Below are 24308 nucleotides of genomic sequence, written 5' to 3'. Positions count from 1 at the left end.
CGCAACCTCACTGGCCACCACCCAAGCTCACCTAGCGCGTTTCGCATTTACGGAAGTACCCCACGTGATCAAACACAAGAAAGCACAGTGGCCCTGGCATGGGCTGACCGCGCTGGTCCTGGTGGGCCTGGCGTTCAGCCTGTACATGGCCACCTCGATGATTTCCTACGAGTGGCGCTGGAACCGTGTTCCGCAATACTTCGCCTACAAGGCCGAGGAAACCCAGCGTGCCGCCAACCCAGGCACGGTCGAGGAAATCGTGGTGTCCGGCGACAACGCCCGGGTCACCCTGAAGGATGAAAGCGGCGACACCCAGGTGGTCGAAGTGGCCAAGGACAGCATGCTGCTGGCCCGTGGCGACGACGTCGCCGAGGGCGATGCCATCGGCGTCACCCGCCACTGGGCCGCCGGCCCGCTGGCGTGGGGCCTGTGGACCACGCTGTGGCTGTCGGTGGTCTCCGGTGCCCTGGGCCTGGTGATCGGCCTGTTTGCCGGGTTGTGCCGGTTGTCGAGCAACCCCACGCTACGCGACCTGTCCACGGTCTACGTCGAACTGGTGCGCGGCACGCCGCTGCTGGTGCAGATCTTCATCTTCTACTTCTTCATCGGCACCGTGCTCAATCTGAGCCGCGAGTTCGCTGGTGTCGCCGCGCTTGCGCTGTTTACTGGCGCTTACGTGGCCGAGATCGTCCGCGCTGGCGTGCAGTCGATTGCCAAAGGTCAGAACGAAGCCGCACGCTCGCTGGGCCTGAACGGCGCCCAGTCGATGCGCCACGTGATCCTGCCGCAAGCGTTCAAGCGCGTGCTGCCACCGCTGGCCGGGCAGTTCATCAGCCTGGTCAAGGACACCTCGCTGGTGTCGGTGATCGCCATCACCGAGCTGACCAAGAGCGGCCGCGAAGCCATCACCACTTCGTTCTCGACCTTCGAGATCTGGTTCTGCGTGGCAGGCCTGTACCTGCTGATCAACCTGCCGCTGTCGCACATCGCCAGCCGGCTCGAGCGGAGGCTTGCGCAAAGTGATTGAAGTCCGTGACCTGCTGAAAGTCTTCGACACCCGCGGCCAGGTGGTGCGTGCGGTGGACAACGTCACCACCCAGGTCGCCAAGGGCGAAGTGGTGGTGGTGCTCGGCCCGTCCGGTTCGGGCAAGTCGACCTTCCTGCGCTGCCTCAACGGCCTGGAGCATTTCGACCAGGGCCATGTGGCCATCGACGGCCTGCAGCTGGCCGACCCGAAAACCGACATCAACGCTTACCGCCGCGAAGTCGGCATGGTGTTCCAGCACTTCAACCTGTTCCCGCACATGACCGTGCTGGAGAACCTGTGCCTGGCACAGAAGGTGGTGCGCAAGCGCGGCAAGGCCGAGCGTGAAGCCAAGGCCCTGGCGTTGTTGCAGAAGGTCGGTATCTCGCAGAAGGCCAACGAGTACCCCTCGCGCCTGTCCGGTGGCCAGCAGCAGCGGGTGGCGATTGCCCGCGCCCTGGCGATGGAACCCAAGGTGATGCTGTTCGACGAGCCCACCTCGGCGCTCGACCCGGAGATGGTCGGCGAGGTGCTGGACGTGATGAAGACCCTCGCGCAAGAGGGCATGACCATGGTCTGCGTGACCCACGAAATGGGCTTCGCCCGTGAAGTGGCGGACCGGGTGCTGTTCTTCGACCACGGCAAGCTGCTGGAGGATTCGCCGCCAGGGCAGTTCTTCGACGCGCCCCAGGATCCACGGGCACAGGCCTTCCTGCGCCAGGTGTTGTGATCTCAGTCTGAAGGCTTGCACGAACCCTGTAGGAGTGGCCTTGCGCCGCGAAAGGGCTGCACAGCAGCCCCCCGGTATTGGCGGCGCCACATAGATCGCGGGGCCGCTTTGCGGCCCTTTCGCGGCACAAGGCCGCTCCTACAGGTGACGGTGCTAGCTGCTACAGGCCACAAGGCTAAAGGCTGAACCGCCCCACCAGCCCCCGCAATTCCCGCCCCAACTGCCCCAGCTCAACACTGGACGCCGCCGTCTGCTCACTGGCCGTGCTGGTCTGGTCCGACACCTCGCGCACGTTCATCACACTGCGGTTGATCTGCTCAGCCACCACACTCTGCTCTTCGCTGGCGGTAGCGATCTGCTGGTTCATGCCCTGGATGGTCGAGACCGTCGCGGTGATCTGCCCGAGTGCTTCACCGGCCTTGCGGCTGAGCTCGACGCTTTGCCCGGTAAGGCGCTTGCTGTCGTCGAGCAGGCCCATAACCTGCTCGGTGCCGCTGTGCAGGTTACCGATCAGTTGCTCGATCTCTTCGGTCGACTGCTGGGTACGCTGGGCCAGGCCGCGCACTTCGTCGGCCACCACGGCAAAACCGCGGCCGGCCTCGCCGGCCCGGGCCGCTTCGATGGCCGCGTTGAGGGCCAGCAGGTTGGTCTGCTCGGACACCGACTTGATCACATCGAGGATCGAGCCGATGCGCTGGCTCTCCTGCGCCAAGTGGGTCATGGCCTGCTGGCAGTGCTCCATCTGCCCGGCCAATTGCTCGATACGCTCGATGGCCTGGGCAACCACCTGGTCGCCCAGCTGTGCTTGATGATCAGCGGTGGTCGCGGCCTGGGAGGCTTGCTCGGCGTTGTGAGCCACTTCCTGCACGGTGGCGCTCATCTGGTTCATGGCCGTGGCCACCTGGTCGGTCTCTTCCTTCTGCTGGCCGACCCGCTGCTGGGTCTGCTCGCTGACCGTCGCCAGCTCGTCCACCGCTTGTGACAGGCGGTTGACGCCGTGGTCGATGCCGCCCAGCAACTCGCGCAGGCTCAGGGTCATGCTACGCATGCTGCCTTGCAGTTGCCCAAGGTCGTCGCTGCGGGTGACGTCGTCGGCCTGGCTCAAGTCGCCCTTGGCGATACGTTCGGCCTGGAGCAGTGTCTGTTTCAGCGGTGCGGTGATCTGTTGGCTGATCAGCCAGGCCGCCAAGCTGCCGATCAGCAGGGCGAGCAGGGCGACGCTGGTCATCAGGCTGCGGGAGGCCAGCGCCTGTTCGTCGCGCAGTGCAATCTGGTTGTCGCTGAGTTCGCGGCTGCTGGTGGTGATCCGGTCGCCCAGCTGCTCCATGTCGTTTTGCAGCAGCTCCACGGCGATCGCTGAGCGCGCGTACTGGCGCAGCTGCTCGCGGTACCGGGCCACGCTGTCAGTCACGGGGGCGGTCAGGCGTTCATCCAGGCCCAGGCGCCGTACCAGCTGGTCAAGTTGCCCGAGCGTGGCTTGCGCTGCATCCATGGCGGGTTGGCCGACATCCTCGAAGGCTTGCAGCGGTTCGCTGTAGTAGGCGGGGATGGCGGCGCGCTGGTTGGCCATTTCCACATGGCGGTTGAGTGTATCGATGAGGGTGAGTGCCTGGCCCTGGGCGGCCGGTTGGTCGAGCTGGCTCAAGCGCTTGACCAGTTCAGCTTGCAGGGCGCTGATGTGCTTGTCCTGCTCGGATTCTTGATGCTGCAGGGCTGTGCTTTGCTGCTGGCGTGTGGCCACAGCCTGCTGCAATTTTTCGAAGTCGGCCCGGTAGCGTGCGACGTAATCGCGCTTCTCGGCGATCAGGCGCACGTTCTCCGGGGACAGGTAGCGTGGGCGCATGGTTTCGATCAAGGCTTCGAGCTGCGTGATGGTCTGGCCAAGCTGCGTGCGGCTTTGATCGTCGTTGAGCACGCGGAAGGTGATGCGTTCGGCACGCAGGTCCTTGCTGAGCTCGTTGAGCTGGGCGATCTGGCTGAGCTTCTCCGAGCGATCGATGGCATCACTCAGGGCCTGCCAGCCGGTCAGGGTGGTCAGCAGGGTGAGCAGCAGTACCACGGCAAAGCCGAGGGCCAGTTTCAGGCGCACGCTGAGGTGGCCGAGCAGGCGGTTGAGCGGTCCGAGCATGGTGGATCTCCGGTGAGTGATGACAGAGTGCTCATCGGCCGGAGTGGGGTCGGACTGGACCTGCAAATCGCGCGGGAAATTTCCTAGTGGAGGCTAGGAAATTTCACCTTGGAAGCGTCCTGCGAAATTTACGCGAGCACTGTTACAACCGGAACTTGGCGACCAGACCCTGCAGATGGGTGCCCAGCCGTGCCAACTCGACGCTGGAACTGGCGGTCTCTTCACTGGCGGCGGAGGTTTGGTCGGAGATATCGCGTACGTTCATCACGCTGCGGTTGATCTCCTCGGCCACCGCACTCTGCTGCTCGGCAGCGGTGGCGATCTGCTGGTTCATCGCCTGGATCGACGACACGGTGCGGGTGATGGTATCCAGCGAACCGCCGGCGCGGCGGGTCAGCTCGACGCTGCTGTCGGTGAGGCTGCGGCTGCTGTCCATCACGCTGGCCACGCGCTGGGTGCCATTTTGCAGGCCGGCGATCAGTGCTTCGATCTCTTCGGTCGACTGCTGGGTGCGCTGGGCCAGGCTGCGCACCTCGTCGGCGACCACGGCGAAACCGCGCCCGGCTTCGCCGGCACGGGCGGCTTCGATGGCGGCATTGAGTGCCAGCAGGTTGGTCTGTTGTGCGACCGACTTGATCACGTCGAGCACGCTGCCGATCTTGTCGCTTTCGGCCTTGAGCTGGTTCATTGCCTCGCTGGAGTTCTCCACTTCATGGGCCAGGCGTTCGATCTGGGTGATCGCCTCGCTGACGACCTTGTCGCCCTCGCGGGCCTGCTGGTCGGCCATCAGCGCCGCTTCCGAGGCCTGCTCGGCGTTGCGTGCGACTTCCTGCACCGTGGCGGCCATCTCATTCATGGCCGTGGCCACCTGGTCGGTCTCGACTTTCTGGTTGTTCACCCCGGCGCTGGTCTGCTCGGTCACTGCCGACAGCTCTTCGGCGGCGCTGGCGATCTGCGTCACGCCATCGCCGATGCCGCTGATCAACTGGCGCAGGCCCTGGGTCATGCGCTGCATGCTGGCTTGCAACTGGCCCAGCTCGTCGCGCCGGTCCGCCTGCAGGTCCTGGCTGAGGTCGCCATTGGCCACGCGCTCGGCAGCGGTCAGGGTCTGGCGCAGGGGCACGATGATCTGCCGGGTGATGGCCAATGCGGCCAGCACACCCAGCAGCAGGGCCAGGGCGGTGGCACCGGCGAGCAGGGTCTTGGCCTGTTGGGTGCCCAGGTCGCGGACCTGGGTCTGCGACAGGGTCATTTCCTGGCTGGTGCTGAGCAGCAGCTGGCCTTGGGCGGCCATGCGCTGCAGGGCCTGTTCGCTGGCGGACTGGGCACTGCCGAACTGGTTCACCGCGTCACGGTAGGCAGCCAGGGCTTCGCTGGCATCGTCGAGGCTGGCGGCGTACTCGGCGGGGAGCTTGGCCGGCAAGGCCTTGAGCACGGCCATGGCCTGGTCGATGGCGGTGAGCGCGGTCTGCTGGAACTCGGCCTTGCCGCTGTAGGTGTAGCCGCGCACCTGGAAGCGCGCCTGTTGCAGCAAGGCGCTGGTTTCCACCGTTTGTTGGTATTGCTGGATATCGCCGCCCTGCAGCAGGCGCTGCTGGGCTTTGCCGATCAGCGCAGCGGCCTTGTCGGCGCTGTCGCCCAGCAGGCCACGGCTGGCTTCGCGGCGCTGGCCGGCCTGCTTGAGCTCGCTAAAGGCCTGTTGGTATTGGCGTATGGCGTCCTGTTGCTGGTCAAGGCGCTGGCGGTCGGCGGGCTGCTCGATCTGGCCGAGCATCAGCTGTACCTGGCGTTCGAGGTTGGCCAGGGCTTTGTCCAGCTCGGCCACCGAGGCCTCGTCGCGGTTGCGCTCGTACTGCTGGCGAGCAAGGCGCAGGTCCTGGGTGTACTGGTGGATCACCGAGATATTACCGAGCTTATCGCCCCGGCTGGTCACGCTGTCGATGCCCATCCACCCGGTGAAGGTGATACCCAGGGTGAGCAGCAGCACCAGGCCGAAGCCGATCCCCAATTTGCGATTGACGCTTACATTCCCGAGTGACTGGGCAAACCAACGGTACATAGACGACTCCCCGGCGCGTGGCAGTGCGGATTATTGTTTTGTTGCCAAGGCCATCGGCGTGCGTCGGGGAAACTTGATGGGCAAAAGCTGACCCGTCTGTCAGAAAATTCGCGATAGCAGGGCGGTAACCGCGGTCTCGACCCGCAAGATGCGATCACCCAATTGCACGGGGGCCAGGCCGGCCTTGTGCAGCAGGTCGACTTCATACGGGATCCAGCCGCCTTCGGGGCCGATCGCCAGGGTTACCGGGCCTTCCACTGCGCGCGGGCAGGCCGGGTAGGGGCCGGGGTGGCCGACCAGGCCGAGGGTGCCGGCAGCGATGGCGGGCAGGCGATCTTCGACGAACGGTTTGAAGCGTTTTTCGATGATGACCTCAGGCAAGACCGTGTCGCGGGCCTGCTCCAGGCCCAGGATGAGGTTTTCGCGGATCGTTTCGGGGTTGAGGAACGGCGTCTGCCAGAAACTCTTCTCGACTTTGTAGCTGTTGACCAGGATCAGCCGGGGAACGCCCAGGGTGGCGATGGTCTGGAACAGCCGGCGGAGCATTTTCGGCCGGGGCACGGCCAGCACCAGGGTGAGCGGCAGCTTGGCCGGTGGCGGCTGGTCGAAAGCTACCTGAAGCTCGGCTTCATGGCCTGCGAGGCGGACAACTTCGGCCTTGCCCATCAAGCCGTTGATACGCCCGACGCGCAGGCTGTCGCCCACCGCCACGCCGTGGATTTGCTGCATGTGGGTGAAACGGCGGTCGGCGAGGATGACGCGGTCGGCCGACACGAAGTCGGCCTCTTCAAGAAGCAACAGGTTCACGGTTGGGTCGCAGGCGGTTGGTCGTTGTGGTCTTGGTTTTGTTCGTCGCGTTCGTGGCTGCGCTTGCGGATCAGGCTGCCGCACAGCACGCCGATCTCGAACAACAGCCACATGGGCACGGCCAGCAGGGTCTGGGAGAAGATGTCCGGCGGCGTCAGCACCATGCCGACCACGAAGCAGCCGATGATCACGTACGGGCGGATCTTCTTCAGGTACTGCACATCGACCACACCGATCCACACCAGCAGCACCACGGCCACCGGGATCTCGAAGGCCACGCCGAAGGCGAAGAACAAGGTCATGACGAAGTCGAGGTAGCTGGCGATGTCGGTCATCATCGACACGCCTTCGGGGGTGGCGCTGGCGAAGAAGCCGAAGATCAGCGGGAACACCAGGAAGTAGGCGAAGGCCATGCCGGCGTAGAACAGGAAGATGCTCGACACCAGCAGCGGGATGGCGATGCGTTTTTCGTGGCGGTACAGCCCCGGCGCGATGAAGCCCCAGATCTGCTGGAGGATGAACGGGATCGCCAGGAACAGCGAGACGATCATGGTCAGCTTGAACGGCGTGAGGAACGGCGAGGCCACGTCGGTGGCGATCATCGTCGCGTTGGCCGGCAGGTGCGCGCGCAGTGGCGCCGACACCAGGGTGTAGATCTGCTGGGCGAAGGAGAACAGCCCGGCGAAGATCAGGAAGATGGCGGCGACGCAACGCAACAGGCGGGTGCGCAGCTCGGTCAGGTGCGAAACCAGCGGCATTGGCTGGTCGTTTTCCGGATTCTCGCTCATGGGGCTCGCGGCGTTTGGGGCGGCTCGGAGGGTTGCGGCGCAGCGGCAGGAGCTGTCGGCGCTGCGTCGGCGGCGGGTGCTGCGGGGGCTGCGGATGCATCAGTGCCGGGTTGGGCGACAGGCGGCGCCAGCGGATTGAGGATGCGCTTGGCTTCCTGTTCCATCTGCAGGATGTGCTCGTTGTGCAGCTGGCGGCGGATGTCGTCGGCGCCGATTTCGCGCTCGACCTCCATCTTGATCGCGTTGAAGCTGCGCTTGAGCCGGCCGATCCACAGGCCTGCGGTGCGCGCGGCGCCCGGCAGGCGCTCGGGGCCGAGCACCAGCAGGGCGACCAGGCCGACGAGCAGCAGCTCGCTGAAACTGATGCCGAACATGGGTCAGTCTTTCCGCTGCGGCTCTTGGACCGGCTGCGCCTGGCCCTCGATGGTGTGGCCCTGGGCCTGCTGGGCGGTGTTCTGCACCGGTGGCACGGGCTGGGCGGGCGGCGGGGTCTGTTCGGCCGGCTTGGTTTCTTCTTCGTTCATGGCCTTGCGAAAGCCCTTGATCGACTCGCCCAGGTCGCTGCCGAAGTTTTTCAGCTTCTTGGTGCCGAACACCAGCACGACGACGACCAGCAGGACGATCCAGTGTTTCCAGTCAAAAATACCCATTTCGTACTCCTGAAAAATGTGTGTCGGTCTATCGGGCCCTGGGGGCTGCCTTGCAGCCCTTCGCGGCACAAGGCCGCTCCTACAGGGTTCAGCGAATCATTCAGGCGACACTGCCCCCTGTGTAGGAGCGGCCTTGTGCCGCGAAAGGGGCGCACAGCGCCCCCGGCAATCATTCAGGCAGACGGCTGTCGCGCCGCCTTCTCATCATGGCCGGATAGCCCGAAACGGCGCTCCAGCTCATCGAGCACCGCCTGCGGGTGCTGGCCCAGCGCGCTGAGCATGACCAGGCTATGAAACCACAGGTCGGCGGTCTCATAGATTACATCGCTGTAATCCTTGCTGGCAGCGGCATCCTTGGCGGCGATGATGGTCTCGATCGACTCTTCGCCGAGCTTTTCGAGGATCTTGTTCAGGCCCTTGTGATAGAGGCTGGCCACATAGCTGCTGTCGGGGGCGGCGTGCTTGCGTTCTTCCAGCACTTCGGCGAGGCGGTTCAGCGTGTCGCTCATGTTCAGTGTCCTGCGCTGTAGATGGCGTCCGGGTCCTTGAGGACCGGATCGACGATTTTCCACTGGCCGTCTTCGAAAACGCGGTAGAAGCAGCTTTCGCGGCCGGTATGACAGGCGATATGGCCCAGCTGCTCGACCATCAGGATGATCACGTCGGCGTCGCAGTCCAGGCGCATTTCATGCAGCTTTTGCACATGGCCCGACTCTTCGCCCTTGCGCCACAGCTTGCCCCGCGAACGCGACCAGTAGATGGCGCGGTTTTCGGCGGCGGTCAGCACGAGGGATTCACGGTTCATCCAGGCCATCATCAGCACGCGCCCGGTCTTGTGGTCCTGGGCAATGGCCGGTACCAGGCCATCGCTGTTCCACTTGATCTCGTCCAGCCAGTCTTTCATCGTCGACTCCAAACCGGGCCCGCTCCCGTACCGGGCCCCTGTGCGCTAGTGTGCCAGCCAGCCGCGCGGCTGGCTATCGGCGCACGATCAGGTACAAGCCTGCGGCCAGCATCAACCAGGCCGGCCACGCCGCCGGGGCGCTCAGGCTCACGGCGCCGGCGGCGAGCGTGGCGCCGCCGGCCAGCAGGCCGGCACCGAGCAGGCGCAGCGCCCAGTTGTCGCCCTGGCGACGGCGCTCGGGCAGTTGCGGATCGTGCAGGTGCGGCTGCGACAGGCGTTCGAGCAGGTCGCGGGTCATGTCGGCCAGGTGCGGCAGTTGCTCGGCCTGGCTGTACAGGTTGCCGAACACCGCCTTGGGGCTCATGCGCTCGCGCATCCAGCGTTCGAGGAACGGCTTGGCGGTGCTCCACAGGTCCAGGTCGGGGTACAGCTGGCGGCCCAGGCCTTCGATGTTGAGCAGGGTCTTCTGCAGCAGCACCAGTTGCGGCTGGACTTCCATGTTGAAGCGCCGGGCGGTCTGGAACAGGCGCATCAGCACCTGGCCGAAGGAGATGTCCTTGAGCGGTTTTTCGAAGATCGGCTCGCACACGGTGCGGATCGCCGCTTCGAACTCGTTGACCTTGGTCTGCGCCGGCACCCAGCCCGAGTCGATGTGCAGTTGCGCCACGCGGCGGTAGTCGCGCTTGAAGAAGGCGATCAGGTTGCGCGCCAGGTAGTCCTGATCCTCGGCGGTGAGGCTGCCGACGATGCCGCAGTCGATGGCGATGTACTGCGGGCTCCACGGCTTGACCGTGCTGACGAAGATGTTGCCCGGGTGCATGTCGGCGTGGAAGAAGCTGTCGCGGAACACCTGGGTAAAGAACACCTCGACACCGCGCTCGGCCAGCAGCTTCATGTCGGTGCGCTGGTCGGCCAGGGTGGCCATGTCGGTCACCGGCACGCCGTAGATGCGCTCCATCACCAGCACCTTGGGCCGGCAGAAGTCCCAGTACACCTGGGGCACGTACATCAGCTCGGAGCCTTCGAAGTTGCGTCGCAGCTGGCTGGCGTTGGCCGCCTCGCGCAGCAGGTCGAGCTCGTCGTAGATGGTTTTTTCGTAGTCGCCGACGATCTCTACCGGGTGCAGGCGGCGGGCATCGGCCGAGGCGCGCTCGGCGGCCTTGGCGATCAGGAACAGCCAGGCCAGGTCCTGGGCGATCACCGGCTTCAGGCCCGGGCGTACCACCTTGACCACCACTTCCTCGCCGCTTTTCAAGCGTGCGGCGTGCACCTGGGCCACCGAGGCAGAGGCCAGCGGTTCGACGTCGAAACGGCTGAACACCTCGCCAACCTTGGCGCCGAGCTGTTCTTCGATCAGCGCCACGGCGTGCTGCGGGTCGAACGGCGGTACCCGGTCCTGCAGCAGCATCAGCTCGTCGGCGATGTCGGTGGGCAGCAGGTCGCGGCGGGTAGACAGCAGCTGGCCGAACTTGATGAAGATCGGCCCCAGGTCCTGCAGCGCCAGGCGCATGCGCGCGCCGCGGCTGAGCTCGAGGGGTTTGCGCGGCAGCCAGCGCCAGGGCATCAGCAGGCGCAGGCTGGCCAACCACCAGGGCAGCAGGGGCTGTTCGAACAGCAGGTCATCGAGGCGGTAGCGGATCACGACGCGCTGGATGCGCAACAGACGGCGGACGGCGAGCAGCTTCATGCGTTATCGCTGGTATCAAGAGTGTGGGCGAGGCGGCGCAGGCGCGCCTCGAGACGTTCGATGTCGACTTTCAGCGCATCGAGTTCGCTGAACGCCGCTTCGGCTTCGCGTTTGCCGACCAGGGTGCGGGACTCTTCGGCCAGGTATTCGGAGAGGTTCTGGCTGAAACGGGCCAGGCCCTGTTTGGTCCAGCGTGCGCGCAGGCGCACATGGCCGGCGAGCAGTGCGGTCGGTACCGGGCCGAGCCAGCGTTGCAGCTCGTGTTCCCAGTCCAGCTCCAGGTCCTGCAGCACACCGAACAGGTCGAGCAGCACCGCGCTGTCGCCATGCAGTTCGACCTGCGGGCTGTGCAGCACGGCAGTCTTGTCCTGGCTCAGGGCCAGCTGGGCCAAGCGCCCGGCCGGGGCGCGCAGGGTGCAGTCGACCTCGCCCTCCCAGTGGGCGGCCAGCATCAGGCCTTCTTCATCGGGCAGCACGAACAGCTTGAGGGCCGGCTGCACGCAATCGATCTCGATCACCTGGCCCTCCAGCGCGGCCAGCCGCGGCAGGGCCGTGCTGTCCATGCGCAGGACCCGGTTCAGGCCATGTTCGACGCTGGCGAGGAGGCCGGCCAGGAGCATCAGGGTTTGATCCCCCGGTGCACGGCAACGATGCCGCTGGTCATGTTGTGGTAGGTGACGCGGTCGAAGCCGGCCTCGACCATCATGCTTTTCAGCGTTTCCTGGTCGGGGTGCATGCGGATCGACTCGGCGAGGTAACGGTAGCTCTCGGAGTCGTTGGTGATCAGCTTGCCGGCCAGCGGCATGAAGGCGAACGAGTAGGCGTCGTAGGCCTTGGCCATCAGCTTGTTGGTGGGTTTGGAGAACTCCAGCACCAGCAGGCGACCGCCTGGCTTGAGCACGCGCAGCATCGAGCGGATGGCTTCGTCCTTGTGCGTCACGTTGCGCAGGCCGAAGGCGATGGTCACGCAGTCGAAGTGGTTGTCCGGGAACGGCAGCTTCTCGGCGTCGGCCTGGACGAACTCGATGTTGCCGGCCACGCCACGGTCGAGCAGGCGGTCACGGCCGACCTTGAGCATCGAATCGTTGATGTCGGCCAGTACCACCTGGCCGGTCGGGCCGACCAGGCGCGAGAACTTGGCCGCCAGGTCGCCGGTACCGCCGGCGATGTCCAGCACCCGGTTGCCGCTGCGCACGCCCGACAGCTCGATGGTGAAGCGCTTCCACAGGCGGTGCATGCCGCCGGACAGCACGTCGTTCATCAGGTCGTACTTGGCGGCGACGGAGTGGAACACCTCGGCGACTTTCTTCGCCTTCTGGCTCTCGGGCACGTCCTGGTAGCCGAAGTGGGTGGTGGGTTCGGCGTGGTCGCCTTTGCGCTGGTCGGTCATTTCGCTTCACCAGAAAAAAATTACCGCCATTCTATGGGCTACGGGCGGTTTTGTCTTGGCAGGGTGTGTCGCCGGGCGGGCGGGGGCATAATGCGGCCATTGTCTTCATATCCAGGAACACCCGCATGACCCAGATCAGCGTCGAACGCAAACACTCCCTCGGCCGCGAAGCCGCCCGTGCCAAGGCCGAAGCGCTGGTGGACAAGCTGAGCCGCGAATACGACCTCAAGGCCAGCTGGAACGGTGATCGCGTCGACGTAACCCGCAGCGGCGCCAATGGCAGCGTGCATATCGGTGAGGACAGCATCCGCGTGGAGCTCAAGCTGGGCATGATGCTGTCGATGATGAGCGGCACCATCAAGGGCGAGATCGAGCGGGCGCTGGATAAAGCCCTGGTCTGATCCCACCTTAGGGTGAGGATTCTAATTTTTTTGCCTACCTTCACGCTCAAGCCCTACCACCCTGGGCCCATCCTCCCTCCCCAAACGAGCATGAGGTACAGAGCATGGCCAAAGTGAATCTCAAGCAGGACGACGCCCAGGGCACCCTGGGCGAAGTGCGCGGCTACGCGCGCAAGATCTGGCTGGCGGGCATCGGCGCTTACGCCCGTGTTGGCCAGGAAGGCTCCGACTACTTCAAGGAACTGGTCAAGGCCGGTGAAGGCGTCGAGAAACGCGGCAAGAAACGTATCCATAAAGAGCTCGATGCCGCCAACCACCAGATCGAAGAAGCCGGCCAGGAAGTGACCCGCGTGCGGGGCAAGGTCGAGGTCCAGCTGGACAAAATCGAGAAAGCCTTCGACGAGCGCGTCGGCCGCGCCTTGAATCGCCTCGGCATTCCGTCTAAACATGACGTTGAGGCGTTGTCCATCAAGCTTGAACAGCTGCACGAGCTGCTCGAGCGCGTCGCGCACAAACCATAAGGAGAGCAGGATGGCTGGCAAGAAGAACACCGAGAAAGAAGGCAGCTCCTGGATCGGCGGAATCGAGAAGTACTCCCGCAAGATCTGGTTGGCTGGCCTGGGTATCTATTCCAAGGTCGACCAGGACGGCCCGAAGTTGTTCGATTCGCTGGTGAAGGATGGCGAGAAGGCCGAGAAGCAGGCGAAGAAAAGCGTCGACTCGGCGGCCGACTCGGCCAAGTCCGCCACCACCTCGCGGGTATCGGACGTCAAGGAACGCGCCCTGGGCAAGTGGAGCGAACTCGAAGAAGCCTTCGACAAGCGCCTGAACAGCGCCATCTCGCGCCTGGGCGTGCCCAGCCGCAACGAGATCAAGGCCCTGCACCAGCAGGTCGACACGCTGACCAAGCAGATCGAGAAACTCACCGGTGCTTCGGTGACCCCGATCTCCAAGGCCGCCGCCAGCAAGACCGCCGCCAAGCCTCTGGCCAAAGCCGCCGCCAAACCGGCCGCCAAGACCGCTGCGGCGAAACCGGCGGCCAAGCCTGCGGTTAAAACCGCTGCGGCCAAGCCGGCTGCGGCCAAGCCTGCGGCCAAACCGGCAGCGGCGAAGAAGCCTGCGGTGAAGAAACCGGCTGCGGCCAAGCCTGCGCCAGCCAAGCCGGCAGCAGCGGCACCCGCCGCCACCGCGGCCCCGGCACCCAGCGCGGCCCCGGCCAGCGCCACCCCGTCGGCACCGGTAAACGCGGCCGCCCAGGCCTGATACCGCGTCGCCTTCATCGCGGCACAAGGCCGCTCCTACAGGTTTACGCTATCCCTGTAGGAGCGGCCTTGTGCCGCGAACGGGCTGCGAAGCGGCCCCGGCGATTGCAGCACCAGAGCCGAATACCGAGGACTGCTCCGCTACCTTTTCGCGGCACAAGGCCGCTCCTACAGCGCGATCATTTCATCCTTCCAGATAGCGCATCGCCAACTGCTCCGCCGCCGTGCGCGCCGGCGCCTGCAAGTGCGGCGCCACCAGCATCATCACCTGGTACACCACCACCCCTACATCGCCCTCACGGCCAATCACCCGCTGGTAATCCAGCGAACAGATCAGGGTCAGGGCTATCTGCTCCACCAACTGCCCCAATGCTTGGGTTTCGCTGGTCACCAGGCCCTGGCCCTTGAGGCTGGCCAGCAGTGCGGCGAGGGTGCGCTTGAGCGCGTTGATCAGGCTGCGCACGCCGCGCGCCAGCTTGGGCAGGCGCCCGGTGAGGTTCGACAGGTCCTGGAACAAGAACCGGTACTGGGCCATGCGCTCGACGATCAGGTGCAGGAACAGCCAGTAGTCCTCGGCGTCCAGGCGCACGTCCAGAGGCGGGTCGAGCAGCGGCATCAGCTGTTCTTCGAAGCGCTCGAACAGGCCGATCACCAATGGCTCCTTGCCGTGGAAGTGGTAGTACAGGTTGCCCGGGCTGATCCCCAGTTCGTTGGCGATCTCCAGGGTCGAGACGTTAGGTTCGCCCTGGCGGTTGAACAGCAGCAGGGCGCATTCGAGGATGCGGTCGCGGGTTTTCATCCGGTCAGCGTGCCAGTACGTAGGTGCCTGGCGCGGGGCCCAGCGGTGGATAGGTGGCGTTGCCCAGCTCGTTGCGCGGTGCCTTGAGCGTGCCGGAGCGCTGGCTTATCCACTCCAGCCACTGCGGCCACCAGCTGCCGTCGCGGCGCTCGGCATCATAGAACCAGGCGCGCGGGTCGCCGGACAGCTTGGGGTTTTCCAGGTAGTAGGCCTTGGGGTTGCCGGGCGGGTTGATGATGCTCTGGATATGCCCGCTGTGCGACAGCACGAAGCGCCGATCGCCCCCCAGCAGCAACGCCGAGCGGTACACCGCGTCCCAGGGGGTGATGTGGTCGTTGCTGCCGGCCACGGTGAAGCTGTCGAGGTCGACCTGCTTGAGGTCGATGGGGGTGCCGCACACCTCCAGGCCGTCGGCGTGGGGCAGTGGGTTGTGCTTGAAGAAGTCCAGCAGGTCGCCGTGCAGGGCGGCCGGCAGGCGGGTGTTGTCGGCGTTCCAGTAGAGGATGTCGAAGGCCGGCGGCGTCTTGCCCATCAGGTAGTTGTTGACCCAGTAGTTCCAGATCAGGTCGTTGGGCCGCATCCAGGCGAAGATCCGCGCCACTTCACCGCCGTCGAGCACACCGCGCTGGTACGAGCGGCGCTTGGCCGCCTCGAGGGTCTGTTCGTCGGCGAACAGGCTGGCCGGGCTGTCGAACTGGCTGTCGAGCAGGCTCACCAGGTAGGTGGCGCTGCGCACCTTGCGCAGTTGGTTCTTGGCTTGCAGGTGGCCCTGCAGCGCAGCCATGGTCAGGCCGCCGGCACAGGCGCCCATCAGGTTGGGATCGCGGCTACCGCTGATGCTGCGGCAGGCGTTGAGCGCTTCTTCGAGGGCCTGCACGTAGCTCGACAGGCCCCACTCGCGGTGGCGCGGGTCGGGGTTGCGCCAGCTGATCATGAACACCTGCAGGCCGTTCTTGAGCATGTACTGGACGAAGCTGTTGGTCGGGCCGAGGTCGAAGATGTAGAACTTGTTGATCTGTGGCGGCACCACCAGCACGGGCCGGGCGTACTGCTTTTCGCTCATCGGCTTGTACTGGATCAGCTCCAGCAGCTCATTGCGAAACACCACCGCGCCAGGCGTGGCGGCGAGGTTGCCGCCGACCTCGAAGGCGCGCTCGTCCACCTGGCGTGGCAGCCCGTCGTTGTGGCGCAGGTCGTCCAGTAGATGGCTCACGCCCCTTAGCAGGCTCTGGCCGCCGGTGTTGAGCAGCTCCTTGACCGCCAGCGGGTTGAGCAGCGAGTTGCTGGGGGCGATGGCGTCGTTGATCAGGTTGAACAGGAACTGCGCGCGAACGCGGTCATCGTGGGACAGCGAGCTTTCCTCGACCCACAGGCGGGTCTGTTTCTGCCAGGCCAGGTAGGCCTGCAGGCTGCGCCGGTAGAACGGGTTCTGGCTCCAGGTGGGGTCGCTGAAGCGGCTGTCGCGCGCGTGCGGTTGGAACGGGGTGTCGCCGAGCATCACCCGGCCCAGGGTGCCGCCCAGCTCCAGCAAGTGTTTTGCCGTGTGCAACGGGTGGCGCAGGCCATGGCGGCCGACATGGCGCAGCGTCGAAATCAGGTCGCGGCCACGCAGGCCAGTGATGGCGTTGCGCACGTTCATGCTGGTGGCCGGGATCGGTGTCGTCCCTGTTGCCGGTTTGTCTTTCATGCCAACACTCCATCGTCAGAACACAGCAAGAAGGTCCGCGCGTACTCCATGCGCGGGGCCGGCATCAGCCGCCGCTGGCGGGCCGGGGGTGCATGACCGCGCGCTGGCGCTCTTGCTGGAGGAATTTCATGATGATCGGGGCGACGGCCTCGGCCCGGGTGATCAGGAACAGGTGGCCATCGTCGATTATGTGTAGCTGGGCGTTGGGAATCCGCCAGGCCAGCAGGCGCATGTTGACCAGGGGGATCAGCGGGTCGTCGTCGCCGGCCAGTACCAGGGTCGGCTGCTGGATCTTGTGCAGCCAGTGGATACTGGTCCAGCCGAGCCCGGCGAACAGCTGCCAGTAGTAGCCCATCTTGCCGCCGGAGCGCACCTTCGAGGCGTGGTGCAGCGCCAGGTCCGGGTCGCGACGAAAGGCGCCGCCATAAATCATGGGGGCGATGCGGATCACGTGGGAGGGCTGGATGTAACGCCGGGGGCTGGCCATCAGCCACAGCACCTTGGGCTTGCCCGGCACCATCACCGCACCGGCGGCGGTGGCGGCCAACACCAGCTTCTTGCAGCGTTCGGGGTAGTCGTGGGCGAACTGCTGGGCCAGCGCACCCCCCCAGGACACGCCGATGGCGTTGACCTGGCCGTAGTCCAGGTAGTCGAGCATGCGCGCGGTCAGCTTGGCCAGGCCTGGGAAGCGGTAGGGGTGGCGTGGCGTCGAAGAACCGCCGACCCCGGGCACGTCGAAGGCAATGACCTCCAGGTCCGGGTCCAGCGCCTCGATGAACGGGAACACCAGTTCGAGGTTGGCGCCGATGCCGTTGAAGATCAGCAGCGGCGTCAGGTGCGGCTTGCCCGGGCGCACCGCGGTGCGGATGGACTGGTCGTCCAGCTCGACGGTGCGGAAGATGTAGGGTTGCGGCATACGCGTGACTCTGGGGTGAAGGTAGCGCCGCGATGCGCCTGCCGGCACACCGCGGCGGTTGGGCTCAACGCTCGTGCACGTAGGTTCCCGGTGCGGCCTCGCCTGCGCTGTAGCTGCGGTTGCCCAGCCGGGTTGGCGCCTTCTTCAGGTCCCCGGCGCGCTCGCCCAGCCACGTCTGCCAGTGCAGCCACCAGGAGTCGGCGTGCTTGACCGCGTTCTCCTGCCAGGCCAGCGGGTCGTCCGGGCGGTCTTCACCGGTCATGAAGCGCGCCTTGGGGTTGCCCGGCGGGTTGAGGATGCTCTGGATATGGCCGCTGTTGGACAGCACGAATTCGATCTTGCCGCCGAACAGGTGCGCCGAGCGGTAGCACGACTGCCACGGGGTGATGTGGTCGGCGGTGCCGGCGACGCTGAAGATGTCGCAGTCGACCTGCTTCAGGTCGATGGCGGTGCCGCACACCTCCAGGGCGTTGGCGCGGATCAGCGGGTTGTTCTTGAACATTTCGATCAGGTCGCCGTGGAAGGCGGCCGGCAGGCGCGTGGTGTCGTTGTTCCAGAACAGGATGTCGAACACGGGCGGTGAATTGCCCAGCAGGTAGTTGTTGACCCAGTAGTTCCAGATCAGGTCGTTGGGGCGCATCCAGGCGAACACCTTGGCCATGTCGCTGCCCTCGAGCACCCCCGACTGGTAGGAGTGGCGCTTGGCCGCCTCCAGCGTCTGCTCGTCGACGAACAGCGCCACCTCAGTGTCGATGGTGGTGTCGAGCACGCTGACCAGTAGCGTGAGGGCGTTGACCTTCTTCTCGCCCAGGGCCGCGTAGTGGCCCACCAGCGCGGTGCAGGTGATGCCGCCGGAGCAGGCGCCGAGCATGTTCAGGTCCTTGCTGCCGGTGATCGCCAGCACCGCGTCGACCGCTTCCTTGAGGGCGTCGATATAGGTGGACAGGCCCCACTCGCGCTGGGCCTTGGTCGGGTTGCGCCAACTGATGATGAAAGTTTGCTGCTGCGAGCGCAGGCAGAAGCGCGCCAGGCTCTTCTCCGGGCTCAGGTCGAACACGTAGAACTTGTTGATCTGCGGCGGCACCACCAGCAGCGGGCGGCTGTGCACCTGCTCGGTGATGGGTTTGTACTGGATCAGTTCGAGCACGTCGTTGCGGTACACCACCGCACCTTCGCTGGTGCCCAGGTTCTTGCCCACCTCGAAGGCTTCCATGTTCACCTGGCTGGGCATGCCGCCGTTGTTGACCATGTCCTTGGCGAGGTTGGACAGCCCGTCGAGCAGGCTCTTGCCGCCGGTTTCGAAGAAGCGCTTGATCGCCGCGGGGTTGGAGAGGGTGTTGGTCGGCGCCATGGCTTCGGTCATCAGGTTGATGACGAACTGGCCACGGCTGATGTCCTGGGGCGACAGGTCGCTTTCGCCGATCCAGTCGTTGAGCTCCTTGCGCCAGGCCAGGTAGGTCTGCAGGTAGCGACGGTACAGCGGGTTCTGGCCCCAGGCCGGGTCACTGAACCGACGGTCGTCGCCACCGGGCTGCAGGCTGGATTTGCCCAGCAGCACGTTTTTCAGTTCCAGCCCGAAATGCGCCACGTGCTTGGCACTGTGCAGGGGCTGGCGAACCGCCTGGCGCAATACCGTACGCGCCGACGTGAGCAAATCCTTACGGCGAATGCCGATGACCGGGTTCAGCCCCAGGGTGTTCTCCGAGGCCTGCCGCTGCAACTCATCGTTGTTCTTGTTACTCATCTACGACGCTCCGTTGTCCTGAGACGAGTACCGGTGTGCTGTGACAGCCCGGTACTGCTACTCGGGTGACCAGTGATAAGGAACAGCGGTGCTGCGACCGGATGCGTGTCGATGATGAGCTGCGGGGGTTTCTGCGTGTGAAGACAACCTGCTTTCGCTCGCGACCTCTACATACCGGCCTGGCCCTGCCTGCCGAAAAGGCGATGCAGGGAACTTGCCAGCTCCATTGGTTACCCGACTTTCATGTAATGCGCAAGACAGCCAGTCTTTGGCCGCCGTCCACGCATTCAAGCAGATGAGATTAGAAAATGCGCTCTAAAACCTGGAGGCCCCGCGCTAGAGCATCAGTTTCACCACCGACTCGGACGGGTCGCGGGATTTGCCGGCCTTGTGCAGGTCATCCAGATACTCGGCCCACAGCTGTTCCTGGCGCAGGCACAACTGCTCGAGGTATTCCCAGGTGAACAGTCCTGAGTCATGGCCGTCGTCGAAGGTCAGTTTCAGTGCGTATTGGCCGGCAGGCTCCAGGCCGCTGAGGCCGACGTTGATCTTGCCAAATTGCAGGATGGGATTGCCGTGGCCCTGGACCTCGGCTGAGGGGGAGTGCACCCGCAGGAACTCGGCGGGCAGGTGGTAGACCTCGCCGGGGGCGTAGGTGAGCGTGAGGGTTTTAGAGGCTTTGTGCAGGTTGATGGCGGTGGGCAGGCGGGCCATGGGCTGGAATCTCTGGGAGCTGATGGAGTCAGCTTCCAGCTTCTTGGGCTGGGATTCAAGGGCCCTTTCGCGGGCAAGCCCGCTCCCACAGGGATCGTGCAGTCCCTGTGGGAGCGGGCTTGCCCGCGAAGATGGCGACGCTGTCTTACAGGATGTAGCGCGACAGGTCTTCGTTCTGCGCCAGCTCGCCCAGGTGGCTGTTCACATACGCGGCGTCGATGTGGATCGGCGTCTCGTCGTGGGCACTGGCCAGGTCACCGGCACTGAACGACACCTCTTCGAGCAGGCGCTCGAGCAGGGTGTGCAGGCGGCGGGCACCGATGTTCTCGGTCTTCTCGTTGACCTGGAAGGCGATCTCGGCCAGGCGCTTGAGGCCCTCGTCGGCGAACTCGATGTTCAGGCCTTCGGTCTTGAGCAGCTCGCGGTATTGCTCGGTCAGCGAGGCGTGCGGCTCTTTGAGGATGCGCTCGAAGTCTTCCGGGGTCAGGGCCTTGAGCTCGACGCGGATCGGCAGGCGACCCTGCAGCTCGGGCACCAGGTCGCTCGGCTTGCTCAGGTGGAACGCACCGGAGGCGATGAACAGGATGTGGTCGGTCTTGACCATGCCCAGCTTGGTGTTGACGGTGCAGCCTTCGATCAGCGGCAGCAGGTCGCGCTGCACGCCTTCACGGGACACATCGGCGCCGCCGACGTTGCCGCGCTTGGCCACCTTGTCGATTTCGTCGATGAACACGATGCCGTGCTGCTCGACCGCTTCCAGGGCCTTGGCCTTGAGCTCTTCGTCATTGACCAGGCGGCCGGCCTCTTCGTCGCGGACCATCTTCAGCGCGTCCTTGACCTTGAGCTTGCGCGCCTTGCGCTTGCCCTTGCCCATGTTGGCGAACAGGCTCTGCAGCTGGTTGGTCATCTCTTCCATGCCGGGCGGCGCGGCGATTTCGACACCGACCGCGTCGGCCACTTCGATCTCGATTTCCTTGTCGTCCAGCTGGCCTTCACGCAGGCGCTTGCGGAACAGCTGACGGGTGTTGGAATCGCTGCTCGACGGTGCGGCCTCTTCGGCGAAGCTGCTGGTGCGCGCCTGTGGCAGCAGGGCGTCGAGGATACGGTCTTCGGCAGCGTCTTCGGCGCGGTGGCGCACGCGCACGATCTCTTGCTCGCGGAGCATCTTCAGTGCGGCATCGGCCAGGTCGCGGATGATCGACTCGACGTCACGGCCGACGTAGCCGACTTCGGTGAACTTGGTCGCTTCGACCTTGATGAACGGCGCGTTGGCCAGCTTGGCCAGGCGGCGGGCGATTTCGGTCTTGCCCACGCCGGTGGGGCCGATCATCAGGATGTTCTTCGGGGTGACCTCGGCACGCAGCTCGGCCGGCAGCTGCATGCGCCGCCAGCGGTTGCGCAGGGCAATGGCGACGGCGCGCTTGGCGTCGTCCTGGCCGATGATGTGGCGGTTCAGTTCGTGAACGATTTCGCGGGGGGTCATGGACATGATCAATAGGGTCCTAAGGCGCAGTCATCAGTGTGGAAAAGTCCCGCGCTGGGCGGGACGCCAAAACAACTGATTACTCGGCCAGGTCCTGCTCCTCGATGGTCAGGTTGTGGTTGGTGAACACGCAGATATCGCCGGCGATGTTCAGGGCGGCCTCGGTGATTTCCCGGGCCGACAGGTCGGTCTTGTTCAGCAGCGCGCGGGCCGCGGCCTGGGCGTAGCCACCACCGGAACCCATGGCGATCAGGCCGTCTTCGGGTTCGACCACGTCGCCGTTGCCGGTGATGATCAGGGAGGCGTCCTTGTTGGCTACCGCCAGCATCGCTTCCAGCCGGCTCAGGGAGCGGTCGGTACGCCATTCCTTGGCCAGCTCGACGGCGGCGCGCACCAGGTGGCCGGAGTGTTTCTGCAGCTGGGCTTCGAAGCGCTCGAACAGGGTGAAGGCGTCGGCGGTGGCACCGGCGAAGCCGGCGATGACCTGGCCGTTGTACAGGCGACGGACTTTCTTGGCGTTGCCTTTCATCACGGTGTTGCCGAGGGAAACCTGGCCGTCGCCGCCCATGACGACTTTGCCGTTACGGCGGACAGAAACGATGGTAGTCAAGGGAGAGTCTCCACGCAGCGGGGCGAAAATGCCTGATGCAGACTCATATGGGGGTGGGGGGAAGGATTTCAACCACAGCGGATGAATGGCAAGGGGCGGGCGCAATCGTTGCAGGAGCGGCCTTGTGCCGCGAAAGGGCTGCGCAGCAGCCCCAGGAATTAAACGTAATGCAAAAATCTGGGGCCGCTTTGCGGCCCTTTCGCGACACAAGGCCGCTCCTACAGGAGCGAGGCGGGCGTTTACTCAGGCCTCGTGGCAGATGTGCCCATCGACAAAGGTATAACGCACCGCGCCCGGCAGGCAGTGGCCGATGAACGGGCAGTTTTCGCCACGCGACAGCCATTGCTCGCCCGCCACGGTCGAAGCCTTGGGATCGAACAGCACCAGGTCCGCCGCGCCGCCCACTTTCAGCTCACCCGCCGGCAGGCGCATGGCCGCGGCCGGGCCGCTGCTCAGGCGTGCCAGCAGTGTCGGCAGGTCGAGCAGGCCGTCCTCGACCAGGGTCATGGCCAGCGGCAGCAGCAACTCGACACTGCTGATGCCCGGCTCGGTGGCACCGAATGGCGCCAGCTTGGCATCGCGCTCGTGGGGTTGGTGGTGGCTGGAGATCGCCTGGATCACGCCCGACTTCACCGCCTCGCGCAGGCCGTCACGGTCGGCGGCGCTGCGCAGCGGCGGCTGCACGTGGTACAGGCTGGAGAAATCGCGCAGTGCTTCGTCGGTGAGGATCAGCTGGTACAGCGCCACGTCGGCGGTGACCGGCAGCCCCAGTTGCTGGGCCTGGGCGATCAGCCGCGCGCCACGGGCGCTGGTGATCTGGCTGAAGTGCGCGCGCACGCCGCTCTGCTCGACCAGCAGCAGGTTGCGGGCCAGGGCCACGGTCTCGGCGCTCTCGGGGATGCCGGGCAGGCCGAGGAAGCTGGCCATCGGGCCTTCGTGGGCCAGGCCGCCCTGGGACAGGTCGCGGTCCTGGGAGTGGAACACCACGGTCAGGTCGAAGGTCGCCGCGTATTCCAGGGCGCGGGCCAGGGTACGGTTGTTGGGGATCTCTTTGAGGCCGTTGCCGAAGGCCACGCAACCGGTGTCGCGCAGGGCCACCAGCTCGGCCAGTTGCTCGCCTTCCAGGCCTTTGGTCAGGGCGCCGATCGGGTATACCTTGCTGTTGGCCGCTTCGCGGGCGCGGTCGAGGATCAGTTCGGCCACGGCCGAGGTGTCCAGCACCGGCTTGGTCTGCGGCGGGCAGCACAGGCTGGTGACGCCGCCGGCGACCGCCGCGCGGGTTTCACTGGCGATGCTGCCCTTGCGGCTGTAGCCCGGCTCGCGCAGCGAGACCCCGAGGTCGACCAGGCCAGGCGCTGCGACCAGGCCATCGGCCTGGATCGTGCGGCTGGCGCTGAAGCCGGCCGGGGCCGCGCCGATGGCGGCAATGCGACCGCCCTCCAGGTGCAGGTCGGTGACGCTGTCCAGGCCGCTGTTGGGGTCGATGACCCGAGCGCCGATAATGCTGAGGGTCACTGGGCGTTCTCCTGCTCGATTTGACGTTGCGCGTTCTGCCCGCTCATGGCCATGGACAGCACGGCCATGCGCACGGCGATGCCGTAGGTGACCTGGTTGAGGATCACCGAGTGCTTGCCGTCGGCCACCGCCGACTCGATCTCCACGCCCCGGTTGATCGGGCCGGGGTGCATGACGATGGCATCGGGCTTGGCCCCGGCCAGGCGCGCGGTGGTCAGGCCGAACAGGCGGTAGAACTCGCCCTCGCTGGGCAGCAGGCCGCCGGCCATGCGCTCACGCTGCAGGCGCAGCATGATCACCACGTCGACGTCTTTAAGGCCTTCGGCCATGTCGGTGTAGACCTTCACCCCGTACTGCTCGATGCCGATCGGGATCAGGGTTTTCGGGCCGATCACGCGGATGTCCGGGCAGCCCAGCGCCTTGAGCGCGAGCATGTCCGAGCGGGCCACGCGCGAGTGCAGGATGTCGCCGACGATGGCCACCGACAGGTTCTCGAAGCTGCCCTTGTGCCGACGGATGGTCAGCATGTCGAGCATGCCCTGGGTGGGGTGCGCGTGGCGGCCGTCACCGCCGTTGATCACCGCCACGTCCGGGCACACATGCTCGGCGATGAAGTGGGCGGCGCCCGAGTCGGAGTGGCGCACGACGAACATGTCGGCGGCCATGGCTTCGAGGTTGCGCAGGGTGTCGAACAGGGTCTCGCCCTTGCTGGTCGAGGAGGTCGACACGTTCAGGCTGATCACGTCGGCCGACAGGCGCTGGGCGGCCAGTTCGAAGGTGGTGCGGGTACGGGTGGAGTTCTCGAAGAACACGTTGCACACGGTCTTGCCGCGCAGCAACGGGACTTTCTTCACGGCCCGGGCGCCGACTTCGAGGAACGAGTCGGCGGTGTCGAGGATCTCGGTGAGCAGTTCGCGGGGCAAACCGTCGAGCGAGAGGAAGTGGCGCAGCTGGCCCTGGTCATTGAGCTGCAGCGGGCGCTTGGCGTCGAATGGCGTCATCGCGGGGGA

At 65.4% G+C, this 24308-nt stretch carries 25 protein-coding genes and 1 pseudogene; 5 read left to right on the top strand and 21 right to left on the bottom strand.

Annotated elements, in window-relative coordinates; translation table 11 throughout:
* The first annotated feature begins 64 nt into the window (after positions 1-64).
* Positions 65-1027 (top strand): amino acid ABC transporter permease, encoded by a 963-nt coding sequence (locus tag L6D77_RS07700; RefSeq protein WP_194789841.1) that lies wholly within the window; start codon positions 65-67, stop codon positions 1025-1027.
* Positions 1020-1754, top strand: coding sequence for an amino acid ABC transporter ATP-binding protein (locus L6D77_RS07695; RefSeq protein WP_232882622.1), 735 nt, complete (start codon positions 1020-1022; stop codon positions 1752-1754). Before L6D77_RS07700 ends, L6D77_RS07695 begins: the two co-directional genes overlap by 8 nt.
* A gap of 175 nt (positions 1755-1929) precedes the next feature.
* Here L6D77_RS07695 and L6D77_RS07690 read toward each other — a convergent pair whose 3' ends face one another.
* From L6D77_RS07690 to ubiE, 12 genes and pseudogenes are all read right to left on the bottom strand, one after another.
* Positions 1930-3882 (bottom strand): methyl-accepting chemotaxis protein, encoded by a 1953-nt coding sequence (locus L6D77_RS07690; protein ID WP_232882615.1) that lies wholly within the window; start codon positions 3880-3882, stop codon positions 1930-1932.
* 142 nt (positions 3883-4024) lie between these two features.
* Positions 4025-4738 (bottom strand): methyl-accepting chemotaxis protein, encoded by a 714-nt coding sequence (locus L6D77_RS27665; protein ID WP_445009158.1) that lies wholly within the window; start codon positions 4736-4738, stop codon positions 4025-4027.
* Positions 4739-4879: 141 nt separating this feature from the next.
* Positions 4880-5830: pseudogene (locus L6D77_RS27660) on the bottom strand (methyl-accepting chemotaxis protein); the annotation flags it as partial.
* A gap of 210 nt (positions 5831-6040) precedes the next feature.
* The gene (locus tag L6D77_RS07680; protein WP_232882613.1) at positions 6041-6748 is read right to left on the bottom strand and encodes a 16S rRNA (uracil(1498)-N(3))-methyltransferase; all 708 of its coding nucleotides are present in this window, start codon (positions 6746-6748) and stop codon (positions 6041-6043) included.
* Positions 6745-7536, bottom strand: a complete 792-nt coding sequence (tatC, locus tag L6D77_RS07675) for a twin-arginine translocase subunit TatC (protein WP_153787262.1) — start codon at positions 7534-7536, stop codon at positions 6745-6747. The genes L6D77_RS07680 and tatC overlap by 4 nt, the downstream gene beginning before the upstream one ends.
* Positions 7533-7910, bottom strand: coding sequence for a Sec-independent protein translocase protein TatB (tatB, locus tag L6D77_RS07670; RefSeq protein ID WP_232882612.1), 378 nt, complete (start codon positions 7908-7910; stop codon positions 7533-7535). Before tatB ends, tatC begins: the two co-directional genes overlap by 4 nt.
* 3 nt (positions 7911-7913) lie before the next feature.
* Positions 7914-8186, bottom strand: a complete 273-nt coding sequence (locus tag L6D77_RS07665; protein WP_028688374.1) for a twin-arginine translocase TatA/TatE family subunit — start codon at positions 8184-8186, stop codon at positions 7914-7916.
* 173 nt (positions 8187-8359) lie between these two features.
* Complete coding sequence (locus L6D77_RS07660) at positions 8360-8695, bottom strand: phosphoribosyl-ATP diphosphatase (RefSeq protein ID WP_050707262.1); 336 nt, start codon at positions 8693-8695, stop codon at positions 8360-8362.
* Between the two features lie 2 nt (positions 8696-8697).
* The gene (hisI, locus tag L6D77_RS07655; RefSeq protein WP_110994129.1) at positions 8698-9090 is read right to left on the bottom strand and encodes a phosphoribosyl-AMP cyclohydrolase; all 393 of its coding nucleotides are present in this window, start codon (positions 9088-9090) and stop codon (positions 8698-8700) included.
* A gap of 73 nt (positions 9091-9163) precedes the next feature.
* Positions 9164-10777 (bottom strand): ubiquinone biosynthesis regulatory protein kinase UbiB, encoded by a 1614-nt coding sequence (ubiB, locus tag L6D77_RS07650; protein ID WP_110994130.1) that lies wholly within the window; start codon positions 10775-10777, stop codon positions 9164-9166.
* Positions 10774-11397 (bottom strand): ubiquinone biosynthesis accessory factor UbiJ, encoded by a 624-nt coding sequence (locus L6D77_RS07645; RefSeq protein ID WP_232882611.1) that lies wholly within the window; start codon positions 11395-11397, stop codon positions 10774-10776. The genes ubiB and L6D77_RS07645 overlap by 4 nt, the downstream gene beginning before the upstream one ends.
* Positions 11397-12167 carry a bifunctional demethylmenaquinone methyltransferase/2-methoxy-6-polyprenyl-1,4-benzoquinol methylase UbiE gene (gene ubiE, locus L6D77_RS07640; RefSeq protein ID WP_232882610.1) on the bottom strand — a complete coding sequence of 257 codons (771 nt, stop codon included), beginning with the start codon at positions 12165-12167 and terminating at the stop codon, positions 11397-11399. Before ubiE ends, L6D77_RS07645 begins: the two co-directional genes overlap by 1 nt.
* A gap of 125 nt (positions 12168-12292) precedes the next feature.
* Between ubiE and L6D77_RS07635 the strand changes: the two genes are divergently transcribed.
* From L6D77_RS07635 to L6D77_RS07625, 3 genes are all read left to right on the top strand, one after another.
* Positions 12293-12568, top strand: coding sequence for a polyhydroxyalkanoic acid system family protein (locus tag L6D77_RS07635; RefSeq protein WP_232882609.1), 276 nt, complete (start codon positions 12293-12295; stop codon positions 12566-12568).
* A 104-nt stretch (positions 12569-12672) separates the two neighbouring features.
* Positions 12673-13089, top strand: a complete 417-nt coding sequence (locus tag L6D77_RS07630) for a phasin family protein (protein WP_232882608.1) — start codon at positions 12673-12675, stop codon at positions 13087-13089.
* Between the two features lie 10 nt (positions 13090-13099).
* Positions 13100-13831 (top strand): phasin family protein, encoded by a 732-nt coding sequence (locus tag L6D77_RS07625; RefSeq protein ID WP_232882607.1) that lies wholly within the window; start codon positions 13100-13102, stop codon positions 13829-13831.
* 183 nt (positions 13832-14014) lie between these two features.
* Here the strand turns inward: L6D77_RS07625 and L6D77_RS07620 are convergent, their stop codons facing one another.
* From L6D77_RS07620 to L6D77_RS07580, 9 genes are all read right to left on the bottom strand, one after another.
* On the bottom strand, positions 14015-14629 hold the full coding sequence (locus L6D77_RS07620) for a TetR/AcrR family transcriptional regulator (RefSeq protein ID WP_232882606.1): 615 nt from the start codon (positions 14627-14629) through the stop codon (positions 14015-14017).
* Positions 14630-14633: 4 nt separating this feature from the next.
* On the bottom strand, positions 14634-16316 hold the full coding sequence (gene phaC, locus L6D77_RS07615; protein ID WP_232882605.1) for a class II poly(R)-hydroxyalkanoic acid synthase: 1683 nt from the start codon (positions 16314-16316) through the stop codon (positions 14634-14636).
* Positions 16317-16380: 64 nt separating this feature from the next.
* Positions 16381-17232 carry a poly(3-hydroxyalkanoate) depolymerase gene (phaZ, locus tag L6D77_RS07610; RefSeq protein ID WP_125465843.1) on the bottom strand — a complete coding sequence of 284 codons (852 nt, stop codon included), beginning with the start codon at positions 17230-17232 and terminating at the stop codon, positions 16381-16383.
* 64 nt (positions 17233-17296) lie between these two features.
* Positions 17297-18976 (bottom strand): class II poly(R)-hydroxyalkanoic acid synthase, encoded by a 1680-nt coding sequence (gene phaC, locus L6D77_RS07605; protein ID WP_232882604.1) that lies wholly within the window; start codon positions 18974-18976, stop codon positions 17297-17299.
* Positions 18977-19312: 336 nt separating this feature from the next.
* On the bottom strand, positions 19313-19690 hold the full coding sequence (locus L6D77_RS07600; RefSeq protein WP_186656421.1) for a gamma-butyrobetaine hydroxylase family protein: 378 nt from the start codon (positions 19688-19690) through the stop codon (positions 19313-19315).
* 145 nt (positions 19691-19835) lie between these two features.
* Positions 19836-21179 carry an ATP-dependent protease ATPase subunit HslU gene (hslU, locus tag L6D77_RS07595; RefSeq protein WP_232882603.1) on the bottom strand — a complete coding sequence of 448 codons (1344 nt, stop codon included), beginning with the start codon at positions 21177-21179 and terminating at the stop codon, positions 19836-19838.
* Between the two features lie 73 nt (positions 21180-21252).
* The gene (gene hslV / locus L6D77_RS07590; protein ID WP_011536056.1) at positions 21253-21783 is read right to left on the bottom strand and encodes an ATP-dependent protease subunit HslV; all 531 of its coding nucleotides are present in this window, start codon (positions 21781-21783) and stop codon (positions 21253-21255) included.
* Positions 21784-22026: 243 nt separating this feature from the next.
* A complete protein-coding gene (locus L6D77_RS07585) occupies positions 22027-23298 on the bottom strand; it encodes a dihydroorotase (RefSeq protein ID WP_232882602.1) in 1272 nt (423 codons plus the stop codon).
* Positions 23295-24299, bottom strand: coding sequence for an aspartate carbamoyltransferase catalytic subunit (locus L6D77_RS07580; RefSeq protein ID WP_153788390.1), 1005 nt, complete (start codon positions 24297-24299; stop codon positions 23295-23297). The genes L6D77_RS07585 and L6D77_RS07580 overlap by 4 nt, the downstream gene beginning before the upstream one ends.
* Positions 24300-24308: the final 9 nt, after the last annotated feature.

This window comes from Pseudomonas parasichuanensis (genome assembly GCF_021601385.1).
Taxonomy (GTDB): domain Bacteria; phylum Pseudomonadota; class Gammaproteobacteria; order Pseudomonadales; family Pseudomonadaceae; genus Aquipseudomonas; species Aquipseudomonas parasichuanensis.
The sequence above is the reverse complement of the archived record's forward strand: the minus strand, read 5'-3'. Positions and strand labels throughout refer to the sequence as shown.

What these genes read in the sequence shown, in the direction of transcription:
- L6D77_RS07690 (WP_232882615.1), bottom strand. Translation starts at nt 3,882, where the DNA reads ATGCTCGGACCGCTCAACCGCCTGCTCGGCCACCTCAGCGTGCGCCTG.
- phaZ (WP_125465843.1), bottom strand. Translation starts at nt 17,232, where the DNA reads ATGCCGCAACCCTACATCTTCCGCACCGTCGAGCTGGACGACCAGTCC.
- phaC (WP_232882604.1), bottom strand. Translation starts at nt 18,976, where the DNA reads ATGAGTAACAAGAACAACGATGAGTTGCAGCGGCAGGCCTCGGAGAAC.
- L6D77_RS07660 (WP_050707262.1), bottom strand. Translation starts at nt 8,695, where the DNA reads ATGAGCGACACGCTGAACCGCCTCGCCGAAGTGCTGGAAGAACGCAAG.
- ubiE (WP_232882610.1), bottom strand. Translation starts at nt 12,167, where the DNA reads ATGACCGACCAGCGCAAAGGCGACCACGCCGAACCCACCACCCACTTC.
- L6D77_RS07600 (WP_186656421.1), bottom strand. Translation starts at nt 19,690, where the DNA reads ATGGCCCGCCTGCCCACCGCCATCAACCTGCACAAAGCCTCTAAAACC.
- L6D77_RS07635 (WP_232882609.1), top strand. Translation starts at nt 12,293, where the DNA reads ATGACCCAGATCAGCGTCGAACGCAAACACTCCCTCGGCCGCGAAGCC.
- L6D77_RS07625 (WP_232882607.1), top strand. Translation starts at nt 13,100, where the DNA reads ATGGCTGGCAAGAAGAACACCGAGAAAGAAGGCAGCTCCTGGATCGGC.
- L6D77_RS07620 (WP_232882606.1), bottom strand. Translation starts at nt 14,629, where the DNA reads ATGAAAACCCGCGACCGCATCCTCGAATGCGCCCTGCTGCTGTTCAAC.
- L6D77_RS07580 (WP_153788390.1), bottom strand. Translation starts at nt 24,299, where the DNA reads ATGACGCCATTCGACGCCAAGCGCCCGCTGCAGCTCAATGACCAGGGC.
- tatC (WP_153787262.1), bottom strand. Translation starts at nt 7,536, where the DNA reads ATGAGCGAGAATCCGGAAAACGACCAGCCAATGCCGCTGGTTTCGCAC.
- L6D77_RS27665 (WP_445009158.1), bottom strand. Translation starts at nt 4,738, where the DNA reads ATGAATGAGATGGCCGCCACGGTGCAGGAAGTCGCACGCAACGCCGAG.
- ubiB (WP_110994130.1), bottom strand. Translation starts at nt 10,777, where the DNA reads ATGAAGCTGCTCGCCGTCCGCCGTCTGTTGCGCATCCAGCGCGTCGTG.
- tatB (WP_232882612.1), bottom strand. Translation starts at nt 7,910, where the DNA reads ATGTTCGGCATCAGTTTCAGCGAGCTGCTGCTCGTCGGCCTGGTCGCC.
- L6D77_RS07665 (WP_028688374.1), bottom strand. Translation starts at nt 8,186, where the DNA reads ATGGGTATTTTTGACTGGAAACACTGGATCGTCCTGCTGGTCGTCGTC.
- hisI (WP_110994129.1), bottom strand. Translation starts at nt 9,090, where the DNA reads ATGAAAGACTGGCTGGACGAGATCAAGTGGAACAGCGATGGCCTGGTA.
- L6D77_RS07645 (WP_232882611.1), bottom strand. Translation starts at nt 11,397, where the DNA reads ATGCTCCTGGCCGGCCTCCTCGCCAGCGTCGAACATGGCCTGAACCGG.
- hslU (WP_232882603.1), bottom strand. Translation starts at nt 21,179, where the DNA reads ATGTCCATGACCCCCCGCGAAATCGTTCACGAACTGAACCGCCACATC.
- L6D77_RS07630 (WP_232882608.1), top strand. Translation starts at nt 12,673, where the DNA reads ATGGCCAAAGTGAATCTCAAGCAGGACGACGCCCAGGGCACCCTGGGC.
- phaC (WP_232882605.1), bottom strand. Translation starts at nt 16,316, where the DNA reads ATGAAAGACAAACCGGCAACAGGGACGACACCGATCCCGGCCACCAGC.